Here is an 11,766-nt window from a genome sequence, read left to right as displayed (position 1 = left end):
CTGACAACAGGCATCAGGGAATAGGACCGGGGAAGGAGGTGGTTGCGAATTCAAAGACAACCTTCCTGTTTTCCGCCATCTGTCATGACCGCATTCCCGCCATCTGTCATGACCGCGTTTTCGAGGAGAACCATGTCCGAGGCCGCAACGAGCTCCGCCAAGACCCCCGTCGACTTCTGGTTCGACCCGCTGTGTCCCTGGGCGTGGATGACCTCGCGCTGGGTCCTCGAGGTGGAGAAGGTCCGGGACATCGAGGTCCGCTGGCACATCATGAGCCTCGCGGTGCTGAACGAGGACAAGATCGACGAGCTGCCCGAGGAGTACCGGGAGATGCTCGCGACCAAGGCCTGGAAGCCGGTCCGCGTGGTGACCGCGGCCTGGCAGAAGCACGGCGCCGAGATCCTCGGCCCCCTCTACACCGCCCTCGGCACCCGCATTCACAACAACGACGAGGGCCCGACCGTCGAGGCCATCGCCGCCGCGCTCGACGAGGTCGGCCTCCCCGCGGACCTGATCGAGTACGCGGACCAGGAGGACTTCGAGTACGACGCCCAGCTGCGCGCCTCCCACAAGGAGGGCATCGACAAGGTCGGCCAGGAGGTCGGCACCCCCGTTATCGCCGTCCCCGGCGCCGACGGCGAGCAGATCGCGTTCTTCGGCCCGGTCGTCACCCCCGCCCCCAAGGGCGAGGAGGCCGCCAAGCTCTGGGACGGCACCCTGCTGGTGGCCTCGATCCCCGGCTTCTACGAGATCAAGCGGACGCGTACGGCGGGCCCGGACTTCAGCAACCTCTAGAGCTGAGCGCTCCGCTGTTAGAACGGTGATGAACCTGCGGGCCGGTGGGGGCTGGTCGCGCAGTTCCCCGCGCCCCTTACGGGGCGCGGTACCGCACCGGACTTAACCAAGGGCACTTAGGACGGGCGACCCCGCGAGTCACGTCCTTGCGGGGGTCGTCGCCTGTGTCCGGCATTCGTTTGCGGGGACTTCCGAAACCCGGGGTTACGAGGGCCTCCGCAACAGCCCCCTCTCCATCGCCACCACTACCGCCCGAGTCCGGTCGTTCACGTCCAGCTTGGCGAAGAGGCGCAGGAGGTGGGTCTTGACCGTGGCCTCGGCTATGACCAGGCGGGAGCCGATCTCGGCGTTGGTGAGGCCGTCGGCCACGGCGTTGAGGACATCGGCTTCGCGGGCGGTGAGCGGAGGGTGGGCCGGCCGGCGCATGCGGGCGACCAGTTTTTCCGCGACCCGGGGTGCGAGAACCGTTTCGCCGCGCGACGCCGCGTGGATGGCGTCGACCAGCTGCTCGCGGGTGGCGTCCTTCAGGAGGTAGCCGATGGCGCCCGCCTCGACGCCGCGCTCGATCTCCGCGTCGGTGTCGTAGGTGGTGAGAATGAGGACCCGGGTGCGGGGGTGCGCGGCCACGATCTCCGTGGTCGTGGCGACCCCGTCCAGTACGGGCATCCGCAGATCCACCAGGGCCACGTCCGGCGAATGCGCTGCGACGAGTTCGAGGGCCGCCCGCCCGTCCGCCGCCTCGCCGACGATCTCGATGCTGGGCTCGGCGGCCAGCAGGGCCACCACACCGGCCCGCATCACCGTGTGGTCGTCGACCACGATGATCCGCAGTTTTCCGCCGCCCGCCGTCATGCCATCTCCTCGTTTTCCCCGGGACCGGTCTCGCCGTCCATCGGAATCGTCGCCAGTACGCGCGTACCGTCCCCCACCGAACTCGTCACCGTCAGCTCCCCGCCCAGCTCCGCCAGCCGCTTGCGCATCCCGTCGAGCCCGAACCCCGCCGATTCCCCCACGACGAACCCGGCCCCGTCGTCCGTGATCTCCAGCTCCACCCCGTACGGCTGCCGGGCCAGCACGACCCCGACCGTGGACGCCCGCGCGTGCTTGCGCACATTGGCGAGCGACTCCTGCGTACAGCGCAGCAGCGCGATCCGGGTCGGCTGGTCGACCTTGATGTCCGCTTCGATGTCCGCCAGCTCCGCGTCGACCGCGAGCCCGGTGTCCTCCGCGAACCGGTCCAGCGTCCGGCGCAGGGTGTGCGCCACCGAACCCGCCGCCACCTGCCCGCCGCGCTGCGCGGAGCCGACCAGCTCCCGCGCCTCGGCGAGGTTCTCGCGCGCCGTCGACTCGATCGACCGTAACTGCTGTGCGCTGCGCGCCGGATCGCTGTCCAGGCCGGCCCGCGCCGCCTCCGCGAGCGCGATGATCGAGGCGAAGCCCTGGGCGAGCGTGTCATGGATGTCGCGTGCCATCCGTTCCCTCTCATCGGCCGCCCCCTGACGCTGGTGCGCCGCGGACAGCTCGGCCTGTGCCTGTTCCAACTCCGTGATCAGCCGCGCCCGTTCATGACTCTGGGCGACCACCGAGTGAACCCAGAGACCGATCAGCATCCCGACCGCCACGACGATCACGACGGGGACCAGCGTCTCCCCGAAGAACTCCGCCGACGGACCGAGCCGGAACCAACTCCCCGCCAGCGTCGCCCCGGTGGCAAGACCCAGAAACCCGACCGAGGCCCGCGGCGTACGCCCGAACATCCAGAAGTGCGGCAGCGTCACCATGAACAGCGTCCCGAAGGAGCCGCGCAGATACGCGAACACCCCGAGCACGGTCACCAGCACCAGCAGATAGGTGTGCGGTCGCAGCACCGGATTGTCCGGAAACCGGTCGACCACCGCGTAGCAGACCATCAGGCCCCCGAGCAGTCCGAGCGCCCAGTACTTGCTCCCGCCGGGCCGGTCGAGCGCGGCGAGCCCGATCGCCAGCGCGCCGAACAGCACCCAGGACACCGCGTTCCAGCGGCGGAGTGTGGCGGCCCAGAAGGGGTCGGTGACCTGCTCGGCGGGACTCCCGGCGGGAGGGGCGGGGGTGGTCATGACGTCAACGTACGTCCGCCACCGGCGCCTTGACGGCCCCTTCGGCCTCCCGGTCAGCAGACACCGACCGCCGTGGCACCCCGCGCGAAGGCCACCAGCTCGCCTCGCCGAGCAGCAGCATCGCCGCCGGCAGAATCATGATCCGGATGATGAAGGCGTCCAGCAGGACGGCCGCCGCGAGGACGAAACCGATCTGCTTCATCTCGATGATGTGGAGAAAGACGAAGCTCACGAAGACCGTCATCATGACAACCGCCGCACTGGTCACCACCCCCGCCGAGCTGCGGATCCCGTCGAGGACCGCCTGCCGCGTCGGTACGCCGGCCAGCACGGCCTCCCTGATCCGGCTCACCACGAACACCTGGTAGTCCATGGAGAGCCCGAAGAGGATCACGAACAGGAACAGCGGCACCCGCGACCCGATCGAGTCGGTGGACTCGAAGTTCAGCAGCCCCTCGGCCCAACTGCCCTGGAAGACCAGGACGAGCAGCCCGAGCGCCGCCGCCGCGGACAGCAGGTTCAGTACGACACCCAGCAGGCCGAGCACCACCGAACGGAACGCGTACAGGGTCATCGCGAAGGTCACGAGCAGCAACGCGCCGAGAACCAGGGGCAGTTTGCTGTTCTGATGCGCGGGATAGTCGGCGTAACGGGCGACGTCCCCGCTCACACCGGACTCGACGCCCGACATCCGGCCGACCGTCGCGGGCACGTACTCGTCCCGCAGATGGTCGAGGGAGTCGTACGCCTCGTCCGAGTTGCCGAGATGCGGCACGTTCAGCTCCAGCACGCTGATGTGCCGGCCGTCGGATGTCTCGTCGGAGGTACGTATCCGGGACTCGCCGGTGAACAGCGGGTCCGCGTCGGCGAGCCGGGCCAGTTCCTCCAGGGACGCGGTGACCTCACCGGAGCGTGCGGCGTCGGCGCGTACGACGACGTCGTGGGTCACCCGCTGCTCGGGGAAGGCCTCGTTGAGCCGGTCGTACACCTGCATGGCGGGGATCTCCCGCGAGTGGGTGTCCCGGCTCATCTCCGTGATCTTCAGCCCGGCCAGTGGCGCGGCGAGTGCCAGCAGGGCGAGCACCGAGACGCACAGGGTGGCCACCGGATGCCGGGTCGCGGGCCGCAGCAGTGCGGTCCACACCCGGCCGCCGCCCTCGCCCCGTATCCGCCGCGGCGCGCGCTTGCCGCGCTCGGCACGGCGCAGTGCCCTGCGCTCGGCCCGCTTGCCGAGCTTGACCAGCAGCGCGGGCAGTACGGTCAGGGAGCTGAGCACCGCCACCAGGACGACCACGATGGTGCCGGTGGCCAGCGAGGAGAAGATCACGTCGGAGGCCAGGAACAGTGTCGCCGTGGACGCCACGACCGCGAGCCCGGACACCACGACCGCCCGCCCCGAGGTCGCCGCGGCCAGCTCCACCAGCGCCTCGGAACTCAGCCGCCCACCGGAGCGGGCCCGCTCCTCCCGCTCCCGCTTGAGATAGAAGAGCGTGTAGTCGACGCCGACCGCGAGCCCGATCATCAGGATGATGTTGGTCCCGATCCCGGTGTCGGGGGAGAGGTGCGAGACCACCATCGAAAGGCCCACGGCCGCCGCGATCGACGACAGCGCGAGCAGCAGCGGCACCCCGGCCATCGTCACCGAACCGAACACGATCAGCAGCGTGATCAGCGTGACCGGCAGAGTGATCGCCTCGGAGAGCGCCAGATCGTCGCCGCGCTGCTTCTCGACTCCCTTGCTGATGGAGGGACTTCCGGTCTCCTCCAGTAGCAGTCCGGGGTTCGCCTTCTGTACGGCCTCGGTCTGCGCGATCAGTGCGTCGACCTTGTCCTTCGCATCCCGCTCCTCGCCCTTCACGGCCACTTCGACCATAAGAATCCGGCGATCCTTGGACAGCAGCGGATCGGCCACGCTCTCGACCTCGGGCAGCCGCTCCATCCGGGCGGTGAGATCCTCCGCGGCGGCTTCGGCAGCACCGCGGTCGAGGGTTCCGGACCGGGCGGAGATCAGCACCTGCTCCGTGGACCTGCGCTCCAACTGCCCCTCGGCGGCCATCGCCTCCGCCCGGCCGGCCTCGCCGACCCGGTAGTCCGCGGTCTTCGCACTGTTGAGACCGACAGCACTGCCGATGCCCAGGCAGAGCACCACGAACACCAGCCATCCGATGATCGCCCGCCATGGGTGCAGGGCACTCCAGCGAGCCATGCGCACAGTGAATGAGTTCATGCCCAAAAGCCTTGCTGAGCAGGGCAATTGGAAGACAGAGGTACTCGGTTGAACTTGCCGTCCACCGATCGGTGGACGGCAAGGATGGGGAGAGCCCCCGCCCGGCGACGGGAAAACCCCCGCGAGTCACGTCCTCGCGGGGGTCTCCTTCTTTCCGCCCGCCCGCGTGAAAGGTGAGAAGACGATCACGAGGCAGGACGCTTCGGTCTCCCCTCAGGGAGCAAGAAGCAGAACATCCGTACGGGACTTCGCGGCCGCGTAACGCCGCGCCACGTCCTGCCAGTTGACGACCTGCCACATCGCCTCGATGAAGTCGACCTTCTGGTTCCGGTACTGGAGGTAGAAGGCGTGCTCCCAGGCGTCGAAGACCAGGATCGGGGTGGAGCCCTGGCCGACGTTGCCCTGGTGGTCGTAGATCTGCTCGACGATGAGGCGCCCGCTGAGCGGCTCGTACGCGAGGACACCCCAGCCGGAACCCTGCGTGGTCGCGGCAGCCTTCGTCAGCTGGGTCTTGAACGCGGCGAAGGAGCCGAACGACTCGGCGATCGCGTCGGCGAGCTCGCCCACACCGTCGGCGGCGAGCGGCTCCCCGCCGCCCTCACCCGTCATGTTGTGCCAGTAAATGCTGTGCAGGATGTGGCCGGAGAGGTGGAAGGCCAGGTTCTTCTCCAGCCCGTTGATCGAGCCCCACGATTCCTTGTCCCGCGCCTCCGAGAGCTGCTCCAGGGTGTCGTTCGCCCCCTTCACATACGCCGCGTGGTGCTTGTCGTGATGCAGCTCGATGATCTCGGGACTGATCACGGGTGCGAGCGCGGAGTAGTCGTACGGCAGTTCAGGAAGCGTGTAGACGGGCATGGCGGGTCCCCTCCGACCTCTTATTGCAAGTAACTTGCAGGTGCAGGCTAACAGCAAGAGGGGTGTCACGCTTCAGTGACCAGGGTCACGCCGCCGCAGGTGTAATCAGCGCGCTTTGTATGGAGCAGACGAAGCGCGTGATCTGCGGTTTGTCGGCCGCTGCCCGTGATCGGGTGCAAAGGCCTGGGGTAGCGTCACGATGTCCCGATCTGATCGCTCGCACACCGCCGGAGTCCCCATGAGCACCGCTGCCGCCACCGCCCGCCCGGGCGAGGTCCTCGCCGACCTGCTACCCGCGTCGCGTGTCCGCGACATCGCGCTCGTGGCCGGCGGCGCCGTGCTCACCGGAATCGCCGCGCAGCTCGCCGTGCCCGTGCCGGGCTCGCCGGTGCCGGTGACCGGGCAGACGTTCGCGGCCCTGCTCGTCGGCACCGCGCTCGGCGCCGGCCGCGGCTTCCTGTCGCTCGCCGTGTACGCGCTGGTCGGCCTGGCCGGCGTCCCATGGTTCGCGGAGAACAGCTCCGGTATCTCCCCGACCTTCGGTTACATCGTCGGCATGATGCTGGCCGCCACGCTCGTCGGCGCACTGGCCCGCCGCGGCGCCGACCGCTCGATGCTGCGCATGGCCGGCACGATGCTGCTCGGCGAGGCCGTCATCTACGCGATCGGCGTCCCCTACCTCTCCGCCGCCACGCAGCTGAGCCCCACGGAGGCCGTGGCCGCCGGGTTCACTCCGTTCCTGGTCGGGGATGCGGTGAAGGCTGCGCTGGCCATGGGTGTGCTGCCGGCTGCCTGGAAGTTCGTCAACCGTCGCTGAGTGCTTTTGACGATGCGGTACTGCCGCGCCCCGTTAGGGGCGCGGGGAACTGCGCGACCAGCCACGACGAACCCGCAGCGTCAAACCCGGCCCTCCCAGCGGAGCGCTAAGCGGTGATGTTGTAGTTCCTGCGGAAGAGGTTCCTCGGGTCGTACGTCGACTTCAGGTCGGTGAGCCTCTTGTGGGTCTCGGGGTCGTACAGGCCCTCCGTACGATCGCCCGCCCCGAACGCGAAGTTCAGCGCCCGTCCGATCGTCCACGGTTCCAGCGCGGCCAGGGCGCCGTGCAGACGCGCGCGCTCGGATTCGCCGACGCCGCCGAGGACCCGTACGAGGAAACGGCCCTCGCGGTGCGGCACCGCGTTCGGCTGCTCGGCGGCGAGGGCTCCGCCCAGGTGGTTGATCTGGACGACGTACATCGACGGCGCGTCCGGGCCGGTGAGCGACAGGAGTTCGCCGGCGGCGTCGGTGTCCAGTTCGCTCAGCACCGCGCTGTCCCCGTAGTACGCGTGCGGGAAGTCCGGGTCGGAGTGGATGGTGTGGCTCTCGGCGTACGGCATCTCGCGCAGCGAGTCGGAGAGGACCGGGCCGATCTCCCGCAACGGGGCGACGAGTCGGTCGCCGTCGGTGCCGGTGTACGCGACCCGTACGGAGATGACGTACCGGCCGCGCAGCTGCGGCGGCAACGCCGGGATGTCCGGGTACGGGACGGCCGCGAACGACGAGGTCAGGCCCTCGGGGACGGTCCGCGTCCAGCGCTCGTACGCGCGCAGCACAGCCGCCGGGTCCACGTCGCCGCCGTCGAAGGCGAGTGATCCGCCGTACAGCCGTGCCACCGGTACGAGGCCGATCTCCAGCTCGGTGACGACTCCGAGGTTCGCGCCGCCGCCGAGCAGGCCCCAGAAGAGATCGTCGTCGGGCGTCACATGGCGGAGCCGGCCGTCCGCGGTGACCACGTCCAGCGAGCGGACGTGATCGGCCGCGTACCCGAACTCCCTGGCCAGGATGCCGAGTCCACCGCCCAGCGTGTACGAGACGGCGCCCACGCCCGGTGCCGAGCCGTTGAGCGGAGCGAGCCCGTACGGCCCGGCCGCCACGACGACCTGACCCCAGCGGACCCCGGCCTGGACGCGCACCGTACGCGCCTCGGGGTCGACGGCCACCGCGTCCATGCGGCGCGTGCTGATCAGTACGCCGCCCTCGGCGGAACCCGGCAGCCCGTGCCCGCTGACCTGCACCCCGACGGGGAGGCCCGCTGACGCCGCGTACGCCACAGCCGCCCGCACGTCGTCCGTCGAGGAGGCCGCGAAGACCACGGCGGGCCGCTGCGCGAAACCGGTCTGGAAACCGGCCGTCTCCTCCTCGTGACCGGCTTCCCCCGGCCGGAACACAAGACGGTTCGCACTGAAGTCCTGCAAGCTCACGGGAACCCTCCGGTCACTCGTCTGCATCATCTTTCTTTCTTTTTCTTCCTTCGTCTGACGCAGCCAGGCTGGCCCCATAACTTGACATCCCCCGTCAGCTTTTCTCCCTCGCTCTCCCTCCCGACTTATCGGACTCGTGCCATTGCCACGAATTGTGTTGTCATGGAAGGAGGTTGGGGGTGTACCTGCATGTTGCGTGTCGTGGACCGGTACCGGCTCCTCGAACCCATCGGGCAGGGCGGCATGGGCCGCGTCTGGCGCGCGGCCGACGAACTGCTTGACCGTCCGGTCGCGGTGAAGGAACTGCGGCTCGACGCCGCCGGTACCGAGGAACTCGAGGTCCGGCGCGAGCGCGCGCTGCGCGAGGCCCGCGCGAGCGCCCGTATCGACCACCCCAATGTCGTACGCGTGTATGACGTGGCCGAGGAGGACGACCGGCTCTGGATCGTCATGGAACTGGTCGAGGCCCCCTCGCTGGCCCAGACCGTCGTCGACCACGGCCCCCTCGACGTACGCGAAACGGCCAGGATCGGCCTCGCGCTCGCCGAGGCGCTGCGCCGGGTGCACACGGCCGGAGTGCTGCACCGTGACATCAAGCCCGGCAACGTCCTGCTGGGGCAAGGAGGCCGGGTCGTCCTCACCGACTTCGGGATCGCCGCTCTCCAGGACGCCCAGGGGCTGACCCAGGCCGGGGTCATCGTCGGCTCCCCGGAGTACATCCCGCCCGAGCGCATCACGGGCCGCCCGCAGGGCCCGCCCTCCGACCTGTGGTCACTCGGCGCGACGCTCTGCACCGCCCTGACCGGGCACTCTCCATTCGAGCGCGCCGGTACGCTCCCCACCTTGGCCGCGGTGATGTACGAGGAGCCTCAACTGCCGCCCGAGGACGAGCCGTTGACCCCGCTGCTGCGGACACTGCTCGCCCGTGATCCGGCGGCCAGGCCCGATGTGGAAGAGGTGGAGCGGTTCCTGGACCGGGTGCTCACGGTGCCGGCGGTGCCCGTGCCCGTACCGGAGGTACGACAGCCCACTACCGCGACGGCGAACGAGCAGGGCAGGACCCCTGAGTGGCTCCCGCGCCTGCTCACCGTCCTCGTGCTGGTGGTCGCCGCCGCCGTGGGCGTCGTCATGATCATCACGGCGATCCGTCCCGGCGGTGAGACGAAGCTGCCCGACACCAGTCCGCCGCCCACGGTGGCGGGCACCTCGCGCCCGCCACCCGCATCGGACGGCGCGGGTCAGACCTCGACGCCCTGACGTGCCTTCCGGCGACGTGCCTTCTCAAGGACCAGCGCGATACCGACGACGATCGCCGCCACCAGGAGTGAGAGGAGCACCGTCTCGCGGCCGTCGTGCTCGGTGTCGGTGAGCATGTAGCCGAGGACGAACACGATCAGGGCCATCGTCGCGTACGTCAGATACGGGTACAGCCACATCCGTACGACCAGCTTCTCCGGCGTCTCGCGCTCGATGATCTTCCGCATGCGCAGCTGCGACGCGCAGATCACCAGCCAGACGAACAGGGCGACGGCGCCCGAGGAGTTGACCAGGAAGAGGAAGACCGAGTCGGGGAACTCGTAGTTGAAGAAGACCGCCACGAAGCCGAAGACGACCGACGCGATGATGGCCGTCATCGGGACACCGCGCTCCGTGGTGCGGGCGAAGGCCTTCGGCGCGTCACCGCGCTGACCGAGGGAGAACGCCATACGGGAGGCCGTGTAGAGGCCGGAGTTGAGGCAGGACAGTACGGACGTCAGCACGATGAACTTCATGATCTCGCCGGCGTTCGGAATGCCGAGCGAGTTCAGGGCGGCGACGTACGAGCCGTCCTTCTGGATCGCCTCGCTGTCCCAGGGGAGCAGCGTGACGACGACGAAGATCGAGCCGAGGTAGAAGACGCCGATCCGCCAGATGATGCTGTTCGTCGACTTCGTGACCGCGCGCTGGGGGTCCTCCGACTCGCCCGCCGCGAGGGTGGCGATCTCGCTGCCCATGAAGGAGAAGACGACCAGGAGGATGCCGGTGAGGATGGCGCCGGGTCCGTTCGGCAGGAAGCCGCCGTGGTCGGTGAGGTTGCCGAGCCCGGCGGTGTCGCTGTCGGCGCCGGGCAGCACACCGAAGACCGCCAGTCCGCCGATGACGATGAACGCGGCGATCGCCACGACCTTGATGCCCGCGAACCAGAACTCGAACTCGCCGTACGAGCCGACCGAGACCAGGTTGGTCGCGGTGAGCACGGTCATGACGATGAGCGCCCAGCCCCACTGCGGAACGGCAGGGATCCAGCTCTCCAGGATGACCGCTCCCGCGGTCGCCTCGATGGCCAGCACGACGACCCAGAAGAACCAGTACAGCCAGCCGATCGAGAAACCGGCCCAGCGGCCGAGCGCGCGGTCCGCGTGCGCGGAGAACGAGCCCGAGGTCGGGTTGGCGGCGGACATCTCGCCGAGCATCCGCATCACGAGGACGACCATCGTGCCTACGAGGGCGTACGACAGGAGGATGCCCGGGCCCGCGGTGGCGATACCGGAACTCGAACCGACGAACAGGCCGGCGCCGATGACTCCGCCGATCGCGATCATCGAGAGGTGACGGTTCTTGAGTCCGGCCTGGAGGCCGTCGCCGGGTTCTCCGGTGCCTCCGGGGCCGGTTCCGGCCTTCGTCAGGGTCGGCTGCGAGGTCATAGGGCGGGGTCCTTTGCACCGGAGGCGGAGGCGGACAATCCGGTCCAGTGAATCCCAGGTGAATTGATTCGTGAACCTTTGATTCCAGATCGTTACTTGAGGTTTTCTTGAGGATATGTAATGTTGCTCGCGCTTTTCGGGCAGTGACTCCGGCGCGTTTCCCCGGCCCGACCCGACAGGGCCCGTCCGAAACAGGCGTGTCACACTCGGACCATGCGCGTGTACCTCGGCTCCGATCATGCCGGTTTCGAACTCAAGAACCACCTCGTCGAGTGGCTCAAGGCGGCCGGCCACGAGCCCGTCGACTGCGGGCCCCTCATCTACGACGCCCAGGACGACTACCCGCCGTTCTGCCTCCGCGCGGCCTCGCGTACCGCGGCCGATCCGGGCTCCCTCGGGATCGTGATCGGGGGCTCCGGGAACGGGGAGCAGATCGCGGCGAACAAGGTGGCCGGGGTTCGGGCCGCGCTCGCCTGGAGCGAGGAGACCGCGTCGCTGGGGCGTCAGCACAACGACGCGAACGTCATCGCGGTCGGGGCGCGTATGCACTCGCAGGACGAGGCGACGAAGTTCGTCGAGACGTTCCTCAACACCCCGTTCTCGGACGACGCCCGTCACGTCCGCCGCATCGACATGCTGTCGGCGTACGAGACGACGGGGGCTCTGCCGGAGATTCCTCCGCACCACCCGCAGGGGTAGGGGCTTCCGAAGCACGTACTTGGCTGCGGGTCCGTCGTGGCTGGTCGCGCAGTTCCCCGCGCCCCTGAAGGGGCGCGCACCATCAGCCCGTCCGGCGTTTGAGGACGAGGCCGCCAGGCCGAAGGGGGGCCTGGGGGCGCAGCCCCCAGCGGGGGTCTAGGGGGCGGAGC

10 protein-coding genes are annotated in these 11,766 nt (G+C 69.1%); 4 read left to right on the top strand and 6 right to left on the bottom strand.

Annotated features, from left to right (window positions below; genetic code table 11):
- The first annotated feature begins 132 nt into the window (after positions 1 to 132).
- The gene (locus G5C60_RS31945) at positions 133 to 795 is read left to right on the top strand and encodes a mycothiol-dependent nitroreductase Rv2466c family protein (RefSeq protein WP_165264494.1); all 663 of its coding nucleotides are present in this window, start codon (positions 133 to 135) and stop codon (positions 793 to 795) included.
- Between the two features lie 204 nt (positions 796 to 999).
- Here the strand turns inward: G5C60_RS31945 and G5C60_RS31940 are convergent, their stop codons facing one another.
- From G5C60_RS31940 to G5C60_RS31925, 4 genes are all read right to left on the bottom strand, one after another.
- Positions 1,000 to 1,647 carry a response regulator gene (locus G5C60_RS31940; RefSeq protein WP_165264493.1) on the bottom strand — a complete coding sequence of 216 codons (648 nt, stop codon included), beginning with the start codon at positions 1,645 to 1,647 and terminating at the stop codon, positions 1,000 to 1,002.
- Positions 1,644 to 2,891, bottom strand: a complete 1,248-nt coding sequence (locus G5C60_RS31935) for a sensor histidine kinase (RefSeq protein ID WP_165264492.1) — start codon at positions 2,889 to 2,891, stop codon at positions 1,644 to 1,646. Before G5C60_RS31935 ends, G5C60_RS31940 begins: the two co-directional genes overlap by 4 nt.
- Before the next feature lie 4 nt (positions 2,892 to 2,895).
- Positions 2,896 to 5,118, bottom strand: a complete 2,223-nt coding sequence (locus tag G5C60_RS31930; protein ID WP_165264491.1) for an MMPL family transporter — start codon at positions 5,116 to 5,118, stop codon at positions 2,896 to 2,898.
- Positions 5,119 to 5,331: 213 nt separating this feature from the next.
- Positions 5,332 to 5,973, bottom strand: a complete 642-nt coding sequence (locus G5C60_RS31925; RefSeq protein ID WP_165264490.1) for a superoxide dismutase — start codon at positions 5,971 to 5,973, stop codon at positions 5,332 to 5,334.
- 238 nt (positions 5,974 to 6,211) lie between these two features.
- On the opposite strand from G5C60_RS31925, the gene G5C60_RS31920 reads away from it, so the two are divergent.
- Entirely contained in the window at positions 6,212 to 6,790 is a 579-nt protein-coding gene (locus tag G5C60_RS31920) for a biotin transporter BioY (protein ID WP_165264489.1), read from the top strand.
- Positions 6,791 to 6,896: 106 nt separating this feature from the next.
- Here the strand turns inward: G5C60_RS31920 and G5C60_RS31915 are convergent, their stop codons facing one another.
- Positions 6,897 to 8,240, bottom strand: a complete 1,344-nt coding sequence (locus G5C60_RS31915) for an FAD-binding oxidoreductase (RefSeq protein WP_165264506.1) — start codon at positions 8,238 to 8,240, stop codon at positions 6,897 to 6,899.
- Between the two features lie 162 nt (positions 8,241 to 8,402).
- On the opposite strand from G5C60_RS31915, the gene G5C60_RS31910 reads away from it, so the two are divergent.
- Positions 8,403 to 9,470, top strand: a complete 1,068-nt coding sequence (locus G5C60_RS31910; RefSeq protein ID WP_165264488.1) for a protein kinase domain-containing protein — start codon at positions 8,403 to 8,405, stop codon at positions 9,468 to 9,470.
- On the opposite strand, the gene G5C60_RS31905 is transcribed toward G5C60_RS31910, so the two are convergent.
- On the bottom strand, positions 9,452 to 10,897 hold the full coding sequence (locus G5C60_RS31905) for an amino acid permease (protein ID WP_165264487.1): 1,446 nt from the start codon (positions 10,895 to 10,897) through the stop codon (positions 9,452 to 9,454). The genes G5C60_RS31910 and G5C60_RS31905 overlap by 19 nt on opposite strands.
- Positions 10,898 to 11,110: 213 nt before the next feature.
- Here G5C60_RS31905 and G5C60_RS31900 point away from each other — a divergent pair, with 213 nt between their 5' ends.
- Positions 11,111 to 11,596 (top strand): ribose-5-phosphate isomerase, encoded by a 486-nt coding sequence (locus G5C60_RS31900; RefSeq protein WP_165264486.1) that lies wholly within the window; start codon positions 11,111 to 11,113, stop codon positions 11,594 to 11,596.
- Positions 11,597 to 11,766: the final 170 nt, after the last annotated feature.

The organism is Streptomyces scabichelini (genome assembly GCF_011045015.1).
GTDB lineage: Bacteria > Actinomycetota > Actinomycetes > Streptomycetales > Streptomycetaceae > Streptomyces > Streptomyces scabichelini.
Note: the sequence above shows the minus strand (reverse complement) of the source record. Positions and strands in the feature narration are given on the sequence as shown.